This is a genomic window from Bifidobacterium sp., assembly GCF_022640935.1.
GTDB lineage: Bacteria > Actinomycetota > Actinomycetes > Actinomycetales > Bifidobacteriaceae > Bifidobacterium.
The window spans coordinates 1-18705 of sequence record NZ_JALCCV010000007.1; the positions used below are offsets into that span (position 1 = coordinate 1).

The window sequence follows — 18705 nt, forward strand, 5'->3', positions numbered from 1 at the left end:
CAGGGACCTGCCGCTTGGCGATGCCGCAAACAGACTCGTCGAGAACGCCTACACCCGTGCCGATCTGGTGATGGACCGCGGCGAATTCGCGGTGCGCGGCGGCATTCTTGACGTGTTCCCTCCCACTGCGCCGCACCCCGTGCGCATTGAGTTTTTCGGCGACGAAATCGATTCCATCCGGGAATTCCACGCTTCCGATCAACGTACTTACGGCGATGATTTACATAGGATATGGGCCACGCCGTGCCGCGAGCTGCAGCTCAACGACGCAGTGCGCGAACGGGCGAAGTCGCTCATCGGCCGGATTCCCAACGCCGACGACATGCTCGAATCGATCGCCAACGCGATACCGGTCGAAGGTATGGAATCCCTGATGCCGGCCTTGATCGACGATATGGAGCCGGTCGCGGGGCTGCTGCCCGACGATGCGTTCATGCTGTTTTCCGACCCGGAGAAGCTGCGCCGCGCCGCCGAGGACCTGACGAAAACAGCGAACGAATTCCTCGCCGCCAGCTGGCATGTGGCAGCGGCCGGGCATGGCGCGGGCGCGCCGATCAGCTTCGAACAGGCCAGTTTCCTCGACTACGACGAGACCGTCAGCGCGCTGAAATTCTCTCGTCATGAGGTCGTTCAGCTCACCTCGTTCGGCGTGGATTCGAACCGACCGGGGCATGTACAGCTTGACGCCCAAGACCCCGCTCAGTTCCGCGGCGACGAGGCCAAAGCCTCGCATGGCATCGAATCGCTGATCAACGCCGGCTATGCGGTGACGGTCACCTCGCCGGCGCAAGGCACGCTGTCGCGACTCAAACGCGTGATCAACGAAACCGGCATCACGAAATTCGCGTGCATCCGCTCGCATGCCATTGATGGCTTTGTGGACAACGCCGCCAAAGTCGCTTTGCTCACCGAGCGCGATATCACCGGTCGCACGAGCGTGGGCGTCCAGGCGAAAACGCCCAAACGCCGACGCAAGGCCATCGACTTGGTTGAGCTCAAAACCGGCGATTACATCGTGCACGAGCAGCACGGCATCGGGCGTTTTATTGAAATGAAGCAGCGCACGATCGGCGTCGGCACGAACAAGACCACGCGCGAATATCTCGTCATCGAATATGCTCCCTCGAAGCGCAACGCTCCGCCAGACAAGCTGTTCATCCCCACCGACCAGCTCGACCAGGTCAGCAAATACATCGGCGCCGAAGCCCCGAAGCTCAACAAGCTGGGCGGCTCGGACTGGGCGGCAACCAAAGCCAAAGCGCGCAAGCATGTGCATGAGATCGCCGAGGACTTGGTCAAGCTCTACTCGGCGCGGCAAAGCACGGCCGGATTCGCCTTCAGCCCCGACACTCCGTGGCAGAGGGAGCTTGAGGATGCTTTCCCCTATCAGGAGACCGCCGACCAGCTCACGACCATTGACGAAGTCAAGACCGATATGGAGAAACCCGTGCCGATGGACCGGCTCATCTGCGGCGACGTAGGTTTTGGCAAAACCGAAATCGCGGTGCGGGCGGCCTTCAAGGCGATCCAGGACGGCAAACAGGTCGCCGTGCTCGCGCCGACGACTTTGTTGGTTCAGCAGCATTATGAGACCTTCACTGAACGCTACGATGGTTTTCCGGTCAAAGTGGCGGCGCTGAGCCGTTTCCAGAGCGCCAAGGAGGTCAACGAGACGCTGAAAGACCTCGCTGACGGCACGGTCGATCTGGTGATCGGCACGCATAAGCTGCTCAACCCGAAAATCAAGTTCAAGGATCTCGGGCTGCTCGTCATCGACGAGGAGCAGCGCTTCGGCGTCGAGCACAAGGAGACGCTCAAAGCGTTGCGCACCAACGTCGATGTACTCTCGCTGTCGGCCACGCCTATTCCACGCACTTTGGAGATGGCCGTCACTGGTATCCGCGAGATGTCGACGCTGGCCACCCCGCCCGAAGACCGGCTTCCGGTGCTTACCTACGTCGGGCCATACGAGGACGCGCAAGTGAAGGCGTCCATAAACCGCGAGCTGCTGCGCGGCGGGCAGGTGTTCTACGTGCACAACCGCGTGGAAGACATTGGCCGTGTCGCTGCGAAGCTTCACGAACTGGTGCCCGAGGCGCGCATCGGCGTCGCGCACGGCAAAATGGGCGAGAAACAGCTCGACGGGGTTATCCGCGACTTCTGGCATCGCGATGTCGACGTGTTGCTGTGCACCACCATCATCGAAACCGGCCTCGATATCTCGAACGCCAACACGCTGATCGTCGACCACGCCGACCGCTTTGGATTGAGTCAGCTGCATCAGCTGCGTGGGCGCGTCGGACGTGGCCGCGAACGCGCATATGCCTATTTCCTCTACGATCCGGCCAAACCCATGACCCAGCAGTCGCATGACCGACTGGAGACCATCGCGCAGAATACTGCGCTGGGCTCGGGCTTCGATGTGGCGATGAAGGACTTGGAGCTGCGCGGCACCGGCAATCTGCTCGGCGGCGAACAGAGCGGGCATATCGAGGGCGTCGGCTTCGACCTGTACGTGCGCATGGTTTCCGAAGCCGTGGAGCAGTACAAGGAGCCGGAACGCCATGAGCCGGTGGCGGTCACCATCGACCTGCCTATCGAGGCGTCGATTCCGGTGGATTACATCGACTCCGATAAATTACGTCTTGAGGCCTACCGCAAGCTGGCTGCCGCGCGAACCGAACAGGATCTCGCCGATCTGCGCGAGGAACTGGCCGACCGCTACGGCGTGCTGCCACCGGAGTTCGAGACGCTCTTCGACGTGGCACGGCTGCGGGCCAAGGCGCGCATGCTGGGCATCAGCGAAATCGTGACGCAAGGCAGCCGGGTGCGCGTGGGCAAGGTCGACCCGCCCGAGTCGCTGCAAATGCGCATGTCGCGTATCTACCGCGGCATGCAATACCGCCCCGTCACCCACACCATGCTCATCCCCGCGCCCTTCGCCGGCTCGCTCGGCTCCTCACCGATGGGCAGCGAACAGATCATGCAGTGGGCCGGGCAATTGCTCGAGGATCTGGCATGGAACGGGAAGCCGCGGGCGTAGGATCGGCTGGACTGGATCGCACCTGTTCAAGCCGAAGCAAAACGTGCGAGGCCTGCGCTGTCGAGCATTCGCATTCACCCATGTTGAAACCGGCTGAGGAGATTTCTGGGGCTGCAGGTAACTGCAGCTAACGCTGAGAAGCTTCGTTTTTCAGTGCTGACGATCGGAAAAAACCGGAATGGCTGGCAAACAGGTGCGCCGCCAGATCGTGCCCGCTGCTGCGCTGGCGTGCACCGAGTTGATCGGGGAATGCAGGGCTATCTCAACCCGCTCATTCTGCCGCTTATCGGTTATGATCTGCGTCATTGGGATGTCAGGGATATCGGTTTTGTCATCCTGCGCGGCTGGCTCGCTTGGGCCCTGGCGGGCATGGTGTGCGGCGCGAAATCCGCGAAGCACCCGTCTCGAGACTGCCTGAGGACGGCTCCGGCCTGACGTTGCTGTGCGTATCGCCGCTGTGCCTCGGCGCGGAAATGCTGACGGTTGGGGTCGGCGTCGTGGCATCCGGCATGCCGCGGCTGCTTCCGATCATGCCGTGAACTGCGGCCAGCCTGGGCAGAGGCCTGATCCGCGTCGACACGCTCAATGTCCTGTTCGCCGATACGCCATACGGCGACGACTTGAGCCTGGAAAACGATGTTCGTCGCCTCGTCGATGGCGGAATCGCAATAGCCTCCACCACACTCATGGTGTGGGTCTCGAACGGATTCGGATTCGCCGTCGGGCCTGCCATAGAACATGCGAGCGCATGGATCGGCATCGCGATCCTCGCCATGATATGCATGGCTGATCGTCGTCGCCATGAGGGTGAAACAAGATTCGCGAGCGCCTGTCGATGCTCGTTGATCCCGCGCCGCAGTCTCTCCGGTCCATCGCCTCACCATCTATCGTTGTAAGGTGAATCCGCCGAATGTGCCCTTGGCGCTGTGCCGATTAGTGTCATGAAAATTCATCAGAACGATACATGCAATCTCATCAGTAGGGATCCAGACGAGGATGTCCTTTCTCTTATCGCATTGTGGCGCAATAAATCGTGATGCAACAGGCACAGCGCATCGATCTTCTTGGATTGCCCAGGCAGCAGTCCAATGCAGGCTCCATCCGTCCGCCGCAGGATGTGAGCGCTCCCAGTGAACAGTGCTGTCAAGGCGCGCTGTCGTCCAACAAGCACACTATTCTTGGGTGTGTCAAACAACCAACGCTTGAAGGAGTAGTTGTGGCAGCAATTGAAAGCGTATATGCACGCGAAATTCTTGATTCCCGTGGCAATCCGACAGTCGAAGTAGTCCTCGACACCGATGATGGTGCACAGGGCCTCGGCCTTGTTCCCTCCGGTGCTTCCACTGGCGAGGCGGAAGCTTGGGAACGTCGTGATGGCGACAAGTCCCGTTATCAGGGCAAAGGCGTCCTCGATGCGGTCAAGGCCGTCAACGAGGTCATCGCGCCGAAGGTCATCGGCATGGATGCCAGCGACCAGCGCGCGCTCGACGAGACGATGATCGAGCTCGACGGCACCCCGAACAAGGGCAAGCTGGGCGCCAACGCCATCCTCGGCGTCTCCCTGGCCGCGCTCTATGCTTCGGCCGAGTCTGCAGGCCTACCGCTGTACCGCTATATTGGCGGCACCAACGGCCATATCCTGCCAGTTCCGAACATGAACATCATGAATGGCGGCGCCCATGCTGATTTCGCGACCGACATCCAGGAATACATGATCTCCCCCTATGGCTTCGACACCTATCATGAGGCGCTGCGCGCCGGCGTCGAGGTCTACCACACCCTCAAAGGCATCCTGAAGAAGGATGGCCACGACACGGGCCTCGGCGACGAGGGCGGCTTCGCCCCGAAGATGGAATCCAACGAGGATTCCCTGAAGTACATCGTCAAGGCGATCGAGGCCGCCGGCTACGAGCCCGGCAGGCAGATCGGCCTGTGCCTGGACGTTGCGTCCTCCGAGTTCTTCAACAAAGAAACCAGCACCTACCACTTCGACGGTGCCGACCGCGATGCGGCCTACATGCTGGACTACTACAAGGAGCTCGTCTCCAAGTACCCGCTGGTCTCCATCGAGGATCCCTACGCCGAAGAGGATTGGGATGCCTGGCAGATGATCACCGCCGAACTGGGCGATCAGCTGCAGTTCGTCGGCGACGATCTGCTCGTGACCAACCCCAAGCGCCTGCAGAAGGGCATCGACCTCAAGGCCGCCAACTCTCTGCTCGTCAAGCTCAACCAGATCGGCACCGTGACCGAGACCCTCGACGCAATCGAGCTGGCCACCGAGAACGGCTTCACCTCCATGGTCTCCCACCGCTCGGGCGAGACCCCGGACACCACGATCTCCGACCTTGCAGTCGCGAAGAACACTCGCCAGATCAAGACCGGCGCGCCGGCCCGCGGCGAGCGCATCGCCAAGTACAACCGCCTGCTCGAGATCGAGGAGGAGCTCGGCTCCACCGCGACCTACGCCGGCTACAGCGCCTTCAAGGCCTGCAAGCAGTACACCAAATAGTGTGGATTCGCCTGATGCCATGCAGCATGTGATGGCGCACGGCACTGCGTAGGCACCGCATGCATGCGGAAGGCCCGTCGCGTTCGATCAAGTCGAATGCGACGGGTATTTTCGTAGTTATGAACAAACCGACCCGCGTCCCCAGACCTTCGTCGCCCAAACGCGGCAGCGGCCCGTTGGCGTTCTTTGTTGCGTTGTTCATTGTTGCGCTGGGGTCGATCCAGCTGGTATCCAGTTTTCACTCCTATGCGCTGAACCTGTCCGAGCTCAACGGCCTCAAACGTCAGGAATCGGCGCTGATCGCCAAGAAACAGGACTTGGAAAACGACATCGCCCGGTGGAATGACAAGGCCTATGTCACCGCCCAGGCGCGTGAGCGTCTGGGATTCGTCTTCCCAGGCGAGCAGGCGATCCGGGTCGAACATCCTGAGGCGGTCACCGGCGACTCCAAGGATGGCGGGTCGGGCGAATCCACTTCGTCAGACGGGCAGAAGGCGTTGCCGTGGTATGCCGAATTATCCTACGCCTTCAAACAGGCCGATGTGCTGCTTCCCAAGACGACGACCAAGGGCCAGGGGGCCGGTTCCTCGGGCAACGCGGCATCAGGCAGCGGCGCAGGAGATGCGTCGGGGAACGCTGCGCCAGCTGGTGGTTCGTCGGGCGAATAACGTTCCGGAATCGAACAGTTGCCATCGGGGTGGCGGCGGCGGGCAGAGACGATGATCATGGCGGGAACGACGATAACTACGGCGATGAGAACAACGGCAGCAACGTAATCAGCAACGACATCAACGATAACTACAACGGACAACGATAGTGGAGGGCCGATGACCCAGATCCAGCCACAGGGTATGGCCGATGCCGACCGGGGTCCTGCTATGTGCGGTCCTGCTATGTGCGGCCATGCGATTTCTCTGGTCGATCGCTGCATGGCCGACCCTGCCACCGAGCACGATATCGCGCTCGTGACCAAGCAGCTGGGACGATTCCCCCGGGGCATGGTGGCCGTGGGCGCCCGGTGCGTCTGCGGCAGGCCGCTGGCGGTTGTCACCCGGCCGCAGTTGGACGACGGCACGCCATTCCCTACGACGTGCTACCTCACCAGTCCGGAGGCGGTCAAGGCGGTTTCGCACCTGGAGGCGAACGGCGTGATGCGTGAATACAATCAGCTGCTCAACGATAATGGTACAACGCGCAGGGCATACGAACATGCGCATAGGCTCTATCTGGCATTCCGGCGCGAACTGGCGATTCGACTAGGAGACGGCGAGGAGCATATCGCGGGCACGAGCGCCGGCGGCATGCCCACGCGCGTCAAATGCCTGCATGCGCTGCTGGCGCAGACGCTGGTCATGGGATCCGGCGTCAATCCCATAGGCGACCTGACGTTGGAACGGATACAGGGCGAGTTCAGCCCGACCGTGTGCCGGTGCACGACGCAGATCGAAGACTGAACAGAAGGTTGGGCAATGAGGCAGCGTATACTCGTGCCGATCGGAACATGTGTTCGCCAACTCGTCGGAGCGCCCATATGAGAAGGAGCAGCATTAAGCTATGGAAAGTTCACCAAGGGATTCGGTGACGATCGCGGGCATCGACTGCGGCACGAATTCGATCCGGCTCAAGATCGCGCGCGTCGATGCTGATGGCACGCAGGACATCGTGCCACGCATACTGCGCGTGATACGGCTCGGGCAGGATGTCGACAAGACCCGCCGTTTCGCTGACGAGGCGCTGGAACGGGCCAATGCCGCCGCGCAGGAATTTGCCGACGTGCTGGCTGAGCATCCGGTCGACGGCCTCCGTTTCGTGGCCACGTCGGCCACGCGAGACGCCGAAAACCGCGAGGTGTTCGAATCTTCGATGGAGCGCATTCTCGGCGTGCGCCCGGAGGTCATACCCGGCAGCGAAGAGGCCGCGCTGAGCTTCCTAGGTGCCACCAGCGTCGTGCCGAGGCATGATCTTGCGGCTCCGTACCTCGTTGTGGACCTCGGCGGCGGTTCGACGGAACTGGTGCTCGGCGGCGACGGGGTCAACGTCCCGGATACGCAGGTGCAAGCGGCTTTTTCGATGAACATCGGCTCGGTGCGCATGACCGAGCGGCATCTGCGCTCCGACCCGCCAATGACGGGGGAGATCCGAGAGGCTTCCACAGATATCGACGAACATATCGACGAGGCCTTCGCCCATGTCCCTGCGGGCAAGACGCGCACCATCATCGGCGTGTCGGGCACGGTGACGACGATGGCCGCGCTGGCGCTGGGATTGAACGAATACGATCACAAAGCTGTGGATGGAGTGCGCATCCCATTCCAGCAGGCTTTCGACGTCGACAACCGCTTCCTGAGCATGTCCCGCGCCGAGCGTGGCGAATACAAGGCCATCCACCCCGGCCGCATCGACGTGGTCGGCGGGGGAGCGCTGATCTGGAACCGTGTGCTCGCCAAGGTCGCCGAGGCCGCCGCCCACGACCACGTCGAGCCGCTCGATTCCTTCGTCGCCAGCGAGCATGGCCTGCTCGACGGCATCGTACTCGACTACGGCCGCCGGCTGCTGAAACGCTAGAGCGTCGGTTAACGCCTGTGCATTGACCTATGTGGCGATTGACCAATGCATATGGTCAGCGTGGAAACGTGGCATAATAGCTACGGTCGGCCTGCCTAAGGCAGAGCGGACTATGCCCCCGTGGCGGAATCGGTAGACGCAACCGACTTAAAATCGGTCGCTACGGCGTGCGGGTTCGAGTCCCGCCGGGGGCACCATATCAATAGGCAGAACGGTTCACGGCATTGACCAGCGATCCGGGAGACCATGACAGCCACGAAATGCATACTATATGCATACTATATTGCACGGGATAATCCGGGCAGTATGTGTATTGGCATAAGAAAAGCCCTGCCGAAGTGGGGCTGGGTTGGGAGCTGTACTACTTTTGCGCTCGAGTGTGAGGTGCAGGCCCGAGTCGCCGTTGTGCGACCATGTTGCTTGGCGGCAGCCGTCGCATGGTCGTGCCAGGCAAAAAGCGGAGCCATGCGACGGCATCACGACATGGCTGTGGTCGACACCGGTCATAAAGCATTCCCGGGCATTGGCGGGCAAATTTCCAAAGGCGCTTGAAAAAGCCCTGCCGGAGCAGGGCTTTGAAGTTCACTGATTGGCATGCTCTCTATTTGCCGAGCACTTCGCTGATCTGTCCTGCCGTATCCACCAGTTTCGCCTTCGCGTCCTTTGACAGGTCCTTGGTCGATTCCTGAAGGATTCTTGACAGTTCCTTCATTTCATTGCGCTTGTTCATCACAGCCCATGCGGTCACTCCTGCGAGGCTGAGCATGAGCATGCAGCATGACGAGGCCAGTATCTTCAGGCCTGTGTGGTTTGAGGTTTTTTCTTCCATGATCGGTTCCTTTTCATCGCGTTCTTTCAGCTTCTTGTTCTTCTTTGACATCCGTGGCTCCTAACATTTCAATGGTTCTTCGTTGAACATGACACGGGAGCAGAGTGCGTGAGTCGAAGCGCTTTCTTATTCCACCTGGCTGGAGCCCCGCTGACCTATGCTGCGGCCGTGTACATGAGATATATGGTTGGGGCGGACATGACGACGCCAATGATGAATATGGCAATTCCCCATACGAGAAGGGTACGAGTGTGACCGTCCCAAGCGGGCTTGTTGCGTATCGCGCGAACCTGGAACGAAACGCCGCCGGACACGAGCAGTATGAATCCGAGCGCGAGAACAACCGTCCCCGCCCAGAAGAGAATCAAAATAGTGTCCATTACACAAGTCTACACGGCGGAAGGCGTCTCCAGCGGCACCGAGCAATATAGTCTGACAGCATAGCCAATACAGTCCAAGTCCCCGTTCCAATTACCGTTCCAAGAATATAACCAATATATGGTATTCCCTTGTCTTCATTAAGCAGATGCAAGAACAGCGCTCGCGGATATGAGATAGCCCCGCCGAAGCGAGGCTGGGAGGATAAGCAAGCGGAATCAGTCACTGTCGCTGCCGGCATCATAAATGGACAAGCTCAGCATGTAACCGTCCAAGTCGCCGCCCGGAACATAACCCTAGTCGTAGACGCGCCCTCTTGCAGTGACCTTGCCTTCAACATCCTTATTTTTCTCGATAGCGGCATTGATGCCGCTCTTCACCGAATCGGGCACCCGCGCCGCCTTCAACAGGCAATTGAGATCCTTCGTATCATCGCCTAGTGCCGTATCGGCCTGCGCGAATATCCCGCCCTCTGGGTATCTGCGCACTCCGGGGCATTCCCTCATAATCGTCCCATACGACGGCAGCGGCTCCGCCGCGACATGCTTCGGTCTCGATAGGAACCACCATGTGGCGGCGCCGACGAACACCAAAACAGTGATCGCCGCACTGGCCTATAAGACCAATCAACTTCTTCCGACGTCTGCCAGTCTCCGTGACGCGTGCTGGCTCTGGATTCAATCCGGGCAATCTCATCCCTTCTCCCTCAGGCGTTGTTGTCTGAAGAAAACTATAACGCCGGGTGAACGTCTTCTGTTAACGACGTCGCATGCCGTATGGAAACTGCCGGTGCGATAATCTGCATCAACGGCACGGGTCCATACCACGCCGCGAGTGTAAAGGAGCAGGCATGAAAGCAAGACCAGGATTCGGGCCAAGCGTATTCGCAGACACCGGCGACTATGTCGCGTTGGATATCAAAACCACCGGGCTGGACCCCGGCGTGGACGACATCATCGAGATCGGAGCCATCAAAGTCAAGGGCGGCAAGTCGATGGAAAGCTTCGAGTCGCTGTTCAACCCGGGCCGCCATATACCGGAAGGCGAGGCGGGCAGGACAGGGATCTGCGACGCCGATGTCGCGAATGCCCCGAGAATCGATGCCGGCGCCGACAACAGGCTTAAAGAGTTCCTCGACTGGCTGGGGAATTCGCTCGTCGTCGCGCACGCCGCGAGATTCCCTCTGCGCTTCCTTTACGACAATGCGGAAGACTTGGGATTCGGCCTCGTGCGCAATAGTTTCGTCGACACGATGAGGCTCGCCCGCTATCTGTACCCGACAGCTCCGGGCTATGCGCTGCAGGATCTTCTCGCTCATCTCGGCATCGCCGAATCGCAGGAGAACCGTGCGCTTCCCGACGCTTGCATGGCGCACATGCTGTACGAGCGTATGCGCGCAGATGCCGCGGATCGCGGTATCGAACTCAAAGATCGTGCGTCCCGGTACGAGCCGGTGAAGGAAGTCTGCCGGCCAAAGGGGAATCTGCTGGTGTTCGAGGCATGGGAGAAGCCGGTTCCCGACGAATTGTTCGCAGGAAAGACATTCGTGTTCACCGGCACCTTGATGAAAATGGGCAAGGAAAGCGCCGAGCAGGCCGTCGTCAATCTTGGCGGGCGCACATCGTCGAGCGTGTCGAAGAAGACCGATTGCCTCGTTGTGGGCGATGCGGATTTGAACGCTCCGGCGCTGCGCAAAGGCGGCGCGACCAGCAAACTGAAACGCGCGTCGGAGCTTAAAGACGGCGGGCGGGATATTTCGATCATCTCACAGAACGGGTTCTACGACATGCTCGGGTGGGCTCTGGCCACGGCGGTCCCCGCGTACCACGTGACGGAGGGGATGATGCGCGTCGAGGACAAGACGGCGCGTCCGGCGAACGACAGGCCTGAAGGCGAGGAGACCGGGCATCTTCGCGAGATGCGGATCACGGTTGCGCCTGATAGCCATGAACAGATCGGAAAATACCGGGGCGAAACATGGGTCTGGGTGTCTGCCGTGCATGGCGCCATTCCCGAAGGCCCCGGGACGGGCAAGCCGACCATCCTGATAAGGCTCGACGGTTCCCTCGTCGGCTGGCTTCCGGCAGCGACGGCTAAAAAACTTGACGGCCAGATAGACGAATCCGCTTCGGTAGGCAGGGCGTTCATCGGCAAGGACGGCAAGGTGAAGCTGTTCTTGTGACCCCGGACGGCCTGCGGACGCAACATGCGCGCGCAGTTTGGAGGCCACGTCACCAAAGCGTAAGACAACACGAGCAGCACGGGCAAGGCAACCGCAGCACGGTCCGGCATCCGCGAATCATGTAATCCATGTATCCAGCGGATGCCGGACTGTCATTATGCCAGGGTGCACCTGAACGGGCATGGATCGTGCGTCATCTGCAGCCATAACGGTTGTCGATTCGGTACTACACTTTCACGCTGCGGCGCACCGTGAAACACACTCTTATCGTGCTTCGGTTATCCTACGTCGCGTAGGTGATTACGGGAGGTCTGGCGGATTCGCGCGGCGAATCTACAACCGGCGGAACACACCGGACAATCGTGCACAGGCCGCCTGGTGCTGGGGCATTTAGGCAGCTAATCGTATAGCATGTAATGAGCGGTAGTCACTTCATCGTAGGCAATGGACATAGGCAAAGGAACGTCATGGCTGCACAATGGATCCGCGTCACGCGCGACGAGGAATCGGGCATGCCGACCATGCTTGTGAGGGCCGTCGTCATCGCCGGAGTGTTGTGTGCGGGCGAGCTGATATGCGCTCCGATTTACGTGAATCTGACGCATGGCAGAATCGCGTTGCTTCCGTGGGCGATGGTGGCGTGCCTGCTTGCCGTGGCGTTCACCTATACCGTCGGGTTCGCTTTGTTGTGGTGCGTCGAGTCGCTGTGCGGCAGATTGCGGCCTTCCCTTATGCCGGTCGCGTATGGGATCGCTGGCTTGATCGGGTTCGCAGCATGGGGGTACGCGGTTTATCCGGCATTTCTTGACTCTATTCTGAGGCCGTTGGGCCTCTCGGGTCTCAGTGGCTCAGCGCTTGTTGCTGTTGGTTTCAATTGCGCGGTCTTGGGCTTCGCCTCGTTCTTCCTCGGCTCCATGGCGCCCAGATTCCTTTCTCGCCGCAAGGGCGTGGTCATTGGAATCGGTGTGCTGACCTTGCTGTTCGCGGCGTTTGGCGCATACACGGTCGCCAGCGTGTACGCGGTACTGTATTGATCTGAGGAAAGGTCGCGAAATGTTCAGCGTGCTTGACATGTTTACCATTGGCGTGGGGCCGAGTTCCTCACATACCGTCGGGCCGATGCGCGCGGCCAACGCGTTCGTGTCGTCCTTGCGCGATTCAGGCGTGCTCACGCAGGTTGCCCGCGTGCGCACGGTGCTCTATGGCTCGCTGGCGATGACCGGCATGGGGCACGGCACGGATCGTGCCGCCGTGGCCGGTCTGGAGGGCAGTTTGCCGTCCACGGTCGACACTGAGCACTTGCTCACCATCAAGCGGGAATGCAAACAGCGTGGGACGCTTGCGCTCGCCGGTGAACACAGCATTGCGTTTGATTATGACCGCGATGTCGTCTTCGAATTGTGGCAGCGGCTCGCCGCGCATCCCAATGGCATGCGCTTCCAGGCTTTCGATGACGCAGGCGACATCGTCGACGAGCAGGTGTGGTATTCCATCGGCGGCGGTTTCATACGCCCCGGGGGCAGGAACGATCTGATGATCGGCATCCATGAGCAGTCTCCGAAAGGCAGCACGTTCGCCGAACGCGACGACGACACGCAGCGGGTCGATTTCGGGCCTCGGGCGCCGTATCACTTCGCTTCGTGCTCCGAGTTGATCGCTATGTGCGAGCGTACCGGGCTGTCGATATGCGAAATCGTCTGGGCCAACGAGAGTGCGATGCGGCCCGCCGACGAAGTACGTGGGCAATTGTTACGCGTCTGGGAGCTTATGCGCAACTGCATCATGGCGGGCTGCACCAGCGGGCAGGCGACATTGCCCGGTGGCCTTGAGGTCAGGCGACGCGCGCCCAAGATGTACCGCACGCTATCGTCGAACAGCGATGTGCTGTGCCGCGATCAGCACCGCGCCGATGCGGTGCTCGAATCCTCCGACGCCGCGTGGGTGAACCTGTTCGCGCTGGCCGTGTGCGAGGAGAACGCCGGTGGAGGACGCATCGTCACGGCGCCGACCAATGGAGCCGCAGGCATCATACCCGCCGTGCTGCAGTATTACTGGACGTTTGTCGACGGCGCGGGCGAGGACGGCATCGTGCGCTTCCTGCTCACGGCCGGAGCCATCGGCTACTTGTTCAAACGCAATGGTTCGATCTCGGGTGCCGAGGTCGGTTGCCAGGGCGAGGTCGGCTCGGCCTGCTCGATGGCCGCCGCCGGATTGTGCGAAGTGATGGGCGGCACGCCTCGTCAGGTCGAGAATGCGGCGGAAATCGGCATCGAACACCACTTGGGTCTCACTTGCGACCCGGTGGGCGGTCTGGTTCAGATCCCATGCATCGAGCGCAACGCGATGGCGGCGAACACCGCGATCAACGCGGTGCGCATGGCCATGTTCGGCGACGGCTCGCACCTGGTCAGCCTCGATCAGGCGATCAAGACGATGATGGACACCGGAGCGGACATGATGTCGAAATACAAGGAGACGTCGCAAGGCGGTCTCGCCGTCAACGTCGTGGAATGCTGAATACGCGCTGTCGATGGTCCAATGTCATGGGTCGGGCTTCGCCGAGGGGTATCTGCGTGCCCGTTGTGCCGCGCCCTGCGGCACGCTGTCGGCGTGAGGACGCGACTAGTGCTAGGCTAAGTCACATTGTGTTTCAGGGAACACTGGTTAGGTAACATTGAGCGTAAGGAGGCCAATATGACAGCAGGCATGCCGCAGGTCAACGCCGAGTTCGGCGCGGCGCCGGTGATCGCTTTCCCCGCGCCCGAACCGCCCGCCGGACTCAAAGTCGAGGAGATCGTCGAAGGCGAAGGCCCGATGGTGCGCCGCGGCGACACCGTCACCGTGAATTATCATGGCGTGGTCTGGGGCGGCGACGCCCCCTTCGACTCCAGCTTCGACCGCCATCAGCCGGCTAGCTTCGGCATTGGCGTCGGCCAAGTCATCCAAGGATGGGACAGGACTGTGCCCGGGCACAACATCGGCTCGCGCCTAGTTGTGTCGATTCCGCCGGAGTACGGATATGGTTCCCAGGGCATGCCCCAGGCCGGCATTGGCGGCACGGACACTTTGGTGTTCGTCATCGATATCATATCGACGCGCTGAGGGCAGTGTGTGCAATAACCGCGCCGGCTATGAATATGCCGGCGCTTCGTCATAAATACGAGTGGCGCGGCGCAATCGCAGATGAATGCGCACCGCGCACCCGCACGATATCAACAAAGGTCAGGAGGCAACATGGCCGAGGAAAAGACGATTCTGCTGACGCAGGAGGCCTATGACAAGCTCAAGCAAGAGCTCGCCCATCGCGAGGGCGAATACCGCGACGAGATCACCGAGCGCATAGCCACGGCGCGCGCCGAAGGCGATCTGTCGGAAAATGGGGGATATCAGGCCGCCCGCGAGGAGCAGGGCAAAAACGAAGGACGCGTCAACGAGCTCATCGTCAAGCTGCGCAACGCCAAGATACTCGAGGCGCCCCAAGCGGGCATCGTGGGCAACGGCTCCGTGGTGACTTTGGAGCTGGCGGGCAAGGAGATGGTCTACGTGCTGGGTTCACGCGATATCGCCGTAGCCACCGAATACGACGTCATCAGCCCTGAGTCGCCGATCGGCACCGCCATCATGGGCGCGAAGAAGGGCGATGCGGTAAGCTACAAGACGCCCAGCGGTCGGGAGATTTCAGTCACGGTCAAGGATTCCCAGCCACTGTCCTGACGCTGCGAAGTCGGCGACGATGTGATTTCCCTATGCCAATTGCTTGGCATAGGGAAACTTTTATATGGCATGGCGGCGTTTCGCGTTTTGCTGTGGGTGCGTCCGCGGATTTTGCAGCTCTCCCAGATTCCTGACTTTGTTGTTCGCGTCTGCATAGGTACGGCTTGGCTTGCGGGATGCGCAGAGGGACAGATGAATTGGTTGGGTGGCGTTCACCACATGTTGACGATGACCATATAGATGGCCACCATATGACAGGCGTATCCGGCTACGGTGCCGAGATGGAATATCTCATGGAAACCGAAGATGTGCGGCCACGGGTCGGGCTTGCGCAGCCCATAGACGACAGCGCCTGTGATGTAGCATGCGCCGCCAGCGGCAATCAGGACCACGGCAGCTGGGCCTGCCGCCGGGGAGATCCAGAACAGGCGCATGAACGCCAATCCTGACACGCCGAATACGATGTAGACGATGACATAGAGCCAGCGCGGAGCGTTGATCCAGATCACATGGATGACCAGCGCCACAAGCGTGCAGCTCCACATGCCCACGATGATGGAGGTGCGCCAGAAGGCGTCGAGCGCAAAGGAGACCGGCGTGTAGGTGCCGGCGATCAGCAGAAAGATGTTGACGTGGTCGATGCGTCTCAGCACGTCGGTGACCCGCGGCGACCAGTCGCCCAGATGATAGGCGGCGGAGTTGATGAAGAGGAACGCCGAGCATGCCATGAACACGGCGCACGCCCATTTGAGCCCTGTCCCGTGCGCCAGACAGATCAGCACGATGCCGGCAGCCAACGCCAGAGGAGCGGCGAGCGCATGAATCCAGCCGCGCATGAGCGGCTTGGGCCTGCCATGCACGTCGAGCCGAATCCTGTGCTCTTTTTCGCTCGTCGGCACGCCCTCGATGCGCACGGCGCGGGTGTCGCCTCGCGCAATGATGGCTGCAGCCCGCTGTTCGGCTGAGCGGCGCACGCAATCGGCTCTATGATGCGCCTTGACGCGGGCTGCCTCGGCCTTGGCATGTATCGCCTGCCTGCGCGCCATTATGGCAGTGCGCTGCCTGTCGTCGGATTCAGGATGGTTCGCTGTGTTCATTGCTCCTCCACTGTCCTATGTTACGCAAGCGTAACCTACGTTATCGTAACCGTAGGCGTTGTCAAGCGCGGCGACGCGTCCGAGGTCGTCAGAAACCCGTACGGAGCCCTGCAACCGCAACCGCGCGCATAAAATCCACGCCCATCTGGCCAGTCCGAGGCTTTGCTGCGTATGATGGATTCCATGGCTGATTTCACTCACATTCTTGCAACACGCCCTGATTTCGATGACAGCGATCGTGAATGGCTCCACCATCTCGTCGCCGACTGGCAGGTCATCGCCGATCTGAGTTTCGCCGACCTGCTGCTCATCCTACAGAAAGGCGATGGAAGTTATGTCGTCGCCGAGCAGTGCCGCCCGTCCACGGTGATGACGCTGCGCATTGATGACGTCGTAGGCAATGAGCTCAAAGACGACCTGATCGGCGAGGTGGATACGGCGATGCGTTCGAACAGCACCGTGCGTTCGAGCGTGCTGCGCGATGTGGGCCGTTCGACGGTATGCAATGTCTACGCTCCCGTGCATCACAATGGCAAAACGCTCGGCGTCGTCATCCGTGAAACGAATATGTCCACGCGCGAATCCAACGGTCGATACGAATCCGAAAGCATCAACGCAGGTAAGCAGCTGTTCGAAATGATTCCGCGCGAGCAGTTCCCGTACCATGATCCGGTGATGAATCAGCGCCACAACGCCCGCGTCTCCGATGGCTTCATCCTGCTGACTGTCGACGGCGTGGTACGCTACTCTTCGCCCAATGCCATCAGCTGCTTCAGGCGTCTCGGCGCAGTGACCACAATGCAGGGGCAGTATCTGAGCGAAATCGGCACGCAACTGCTGCACACGAAGGATCCGGTCCCCGAAACGCTGCCGTTGGTGCTCTCCGGCAAGGCCGCCGTCGATTCCGAGCTGAATGCAAACCGCTCCGTGGTTTCGATCCGCTCGTTGCCGCTGGTCGACGCCAATGGCCGCTCCGGCGCCTTGGTGCTGTGCCGTGACGTGACTGAGCTGCGCAGACGCGACCAGGAGCTGCAGACCAAGGATGCCACGATCTCCGAAATCCACCACCGGGTCAAGAACAACCTGCAAGCCGTGTCTGCCTTGCTGCGGCTGCAGGCGCGCAAGACCAAATCGCAGGAGGTCAAGAACGAGCTTGCCGAGGCCCAGCGGCGCGTACAGACGATCGCCATGGTGCACGAGGGCCTGAGCCAGACCGCCGATGAGATGGTGGATTATGACAAGGTGATCTCGAACCTGCTCAAGATGACTGTGGACCTCGCCACTATGCGCGATCAGCACATCCATATCGACTACATCGGGTCCTTCGGTATGATGCCGGCCCAAGATGCTACGCCGCTGTCTCTGGTGCTTACCGAGTTGATCACCAACGCCGTCGAACATGGCTTCGAAGGGCGCAAAGAAGGGCGCATCACCATTTCGGTGGGTCGTGGCGGCAACAACCTCAATGTCGTCGTCGAAGACGACGGATCAGGCTTGGACACTGAGGAGGACAACGGCATGGCGCGTTCCTCCGGGTCGGGCCTAGGCACGCAGATCATCAACACTTTCGTCACGAACGATTTCGGCGGCACCGTGCATTGGGAGCCCCGGCGTGAAGGCGGCACCAGAGTGATCCTCGACATGCGACTGCGCGCGGCCCAGGATCCGCAGGATGACAGCACGACGTTCTGACGCCTATGTCAGGTTGATTCCAGATCGGTATTATCCCGGGCGTTCCATCGCATGCCCATAACGTGCACGAGTGGATTATCATATCGAAAATACGGTTGGGGCTTCCGGAAAATCCCGGAAGCCCCAACCGTTACCAACATGTAGTCAGCTGCCTAATGGCGATCGCAAATCGGCCAACAAATCGAAACCGTCGATATCAGATTTGCATCTGCATGTTCTGCGATCGGCGCGCGCGCATGGCGCGACGTTTCAGGGCGCGGCGCTCGTCTTCGCTCAACCCGCCCCACACACCATAGTCTTGGTTGGTGTCGAGCGCGCACTTCAGGCAGGCATCGATTACCTTGCAAGTGCGGCATACGGCCTTGGCCTCTTCGATCTGCTGGTACGCCGCGCCGGTGTTGCCCACGGGGAAGAACAGCTCCGGATCCTTGTCGCGGCATGCCGCCTTCGCGCGCCAGTCAAAAGCACTGCTCATCACATTCGCCTTCCTGTTGAAACCATGATTACGCATGAATGTGATCCACGGCAAACACGCAAAACATGACCTTCGCGATCATATCCCATGTATCCGCGATGCGAATCGGCCGCTCTCATGGCATCATCTGCTGTACATTCCCTACTAGATAAGCACGAACGCGTCGACTTTTCAAGACCTTTCATGCACAAGAAGATCTCACTCCACCCGAGTTGACC

At 60.4% G+C, this 18705-nt stretch carries 16 protein-coding genes and 1 tRNA gene; 12 read left to right on the forward strand and 5 right to left on the reverse strand.

Translation table 11 applies throughout. From position 1 onward, the window contains the following. Positions 1-3043 (forward strand): transcription-repair coupling factor (mfd, locus tag LKG04_RS03165; RefSeq protein ID WP_291763242.1); only part of this gene is annotated, 3043 nt, incomplete at its 5' end. A gap of 302 nt (positions 3044-3345) precedes the next feature. On the opposite strand, the gene LKG04_RS03170 is transcribed toward mfd, so the two are convergent. After that, positions 3346-3846, reverse strand: coding sequence for a hypothetical protein (locus LKG04_RS03170; RefSeq protein ID WP_291760338.1), 501 nt, complete (start codon positions 3844-3846; stop codon positions 3346-3348). A gap of 413 nt (positions 3847-4259) precedes the next feature. Between LKG04_RS03170 and eno the strand changes: the two genes are divergently transcribed. The 5 genes from eno to LKG04_RS03195 all read left to right on the forward strand — a co-directional run bounded on the left by eno (position 4260) and on the right by LKG04_RS03195 (position 8317). Then, positions 4260-5555: a phosphopyruvate hydratase gene (eno, locus tag LKG04_RS03175; RefSeq protein ID WP_291760339.1), complete on the forward strand. Its 1296-nt coding sequence runs from the start codon at positions 4260-4262 to the stop codon at positions 5553-5555. A gap of 59 nt (positions 5556-5614) precedes the next feature. Beyond that, a complete protein-coding gene (locus tag LKG04_RS03180; protein WP_434734887.1) occupies positions 5615-6223 on the forward strand; it encodes an FtsB family cell division protein in 609 nt (202 codons plus the stop codon). A gap of 225 nt (positions 6224-6448) precedes the next feature. Continuing rightward, the gene (locus tag LKG04_RS03185; RefSeq protein ID WP_363300767.1) at positions 6449-7009 is read left to right on the forward strand and encodes a DUF501 domain-containing protein; all 561 of its coding nucleotides are present in this window, start codon (positions 6449-6451) and stop codon (positions 7007-7009) included. Positions 7010-7109: 100 nt separating this feature from the next. After that, on the forward strand, positions 7110-8120 hold the full coding sequence (locus LKG04_RS03190; RefSeq protein WP_291760342.1) for a Ppx/GppA phosphatase family protein: 1011 nt from the start codon (positions 7110-7112) through the stop codon (positions 8118-8120). A gap of 114 nt (positions 8121-8234) precedes the next feature. Then, positions 8235-8317 (forward strand) — tRNA-Leu (locus LKG04_RS03195). A gap of 404 nt (positions 8318-8721) precedes the next feature. Here LKG04_RS03195 and LKG04_RS03200 read toward each other — a convergent pair. Together LKG04_RS03200 and LKG04_RS03205 are read right to left on the reverse strand one after the other, a co-directional pair. Further along, positions 8722-8949: a hypothetical protein gene (locus tag LKG04_RS03200; protein WP_291763245.1), complete on the reverse strand. Its 228-nt coding sequence runs from the start codon at positions 8947-8949 to the stop codon at positions 8722-8724. A 674-nt stretch (positions 8950-9623) separates the two neighbouring features. Further along, positions 9624-9833, reverse strand: a complete 210-nt coding sequence (locus LKG04_RS03205) for a hypothetical protein (protein ID WP_291763248.1) — start codon at positions 9831-9833, stop codon at positions 9624-9626. 344 nt (positions 9834-10177) lie between these two features. Here LKG04_RS03205 and LKG04_RS03210 point away from each other — a divergent pair, with 344 nt between their 5' ends. The 5 genes from LKG04_RS03210 (at position 10178) to LKG04_RS03230 (ending at position 15223) form a co-directional block, all read left to right on the forward strand. Beyond that, the gene (locus tag LKG04_RS03210; RefSeq protein ID WP_291760346.1) at positions 10178-11509 is read left to right on the forward strand and encodes an exonuclease domain-containing protein; all 1332 of its coding nucleotides are present in this window, start codon (positions 10178-10180) and stop codon (positions 11507-11509) included. 467 nt (positions 11510-11976) lie between these two features. Beyond that, positions 11977-12543, forward strand: a complete 567-nt coding sequence (locus LKG04_RS03215) for a 4-hydroxybenzoate polyprenyltransferase (protein WP_291760348.1) — start codon at positions 11977-11979, stop codon at positions 12541-12543. Between the two features lie 19 nt (positions 12544-12562). Beyond that, positions 12563-14026, forward strand: coding sequence for an L-serine ammonia-lyase (locus tag LKG04_RS03220; protein ID WP_291760350.1), 1464 nt, complete (start codon positions 12563-12565; stop codon positions 14024-14026). A gap of 177 nt (positions 14027-14203) precedes the next feature. Then, positions 14204-14611, forward strand: a complete 408-nt coding sequence (locus LKG04_RS03225) for an FKBP-type peptidyl-prolyl cis-trans isomerase (RefSeq protein ID WP_291760351.1) — start codon at positions 14204-14206, stop codon at positions 14609-14611. 132 nt (positions 14612-14743) lie between these two features. Next, the gene (locus LKG04_RS03230) at positions 14744-15223 is read left to right on the forward strand and encodes a GreA/GreB family elongation factor (protein WP_291760352.1); all 480 of its coding nucleotides are present in this window, start codon (positions 14744-14746) and stop codon (positions 15221-15223) included. 212 nt (positions 15224-15435) lie between these two features. Here the strand turns inward: LKG04_RS03230 and trhA are convergent, their stop codons facing one another. Then, positions 15436-16320 (reverse strand): PAQR family membrane homeostasis protein TrhA, encoded by an 885-nt coding sequence (trhA, locus tag LKG04_RS03235; protein ID WP_291760353.1) that lies wholly within the window; start codon positions 16318-16320, stop codon positions 15436-15438. 183 nt (positions 16321-16503) lie between these two features. Here trhA and LKG04_RS03240 point away from each other — a divergent pair, with 183 nt between their 5' ends. Then, complete coding sequence (locus LKG04_RS03240) at positions 16504-18012, forward strand: sensor histidine kinase (RefSeq protein ID WP_291760355.1); 1509 nt, start codon at positions 16504-16506, stop codon at positions 18010-18012. Between the two features lie 196 nt (positions 18013-18208). On the opposite strand, the gene LKG04_RS03245 is transcribed toward LKG04_RS03240, so the two are convergent. Continuing rightward, entirely contained in the window at positions 18209-18487 is a 279-nt protein-coding gene (locus LKG04_RS03245; RefSeq protein WP_024462875.1) for a WhiB family transcriptional regulator, read from the reverse strand. Between the last annotated feature and the right edge of the window lie 218 nt (positions 18488-18705).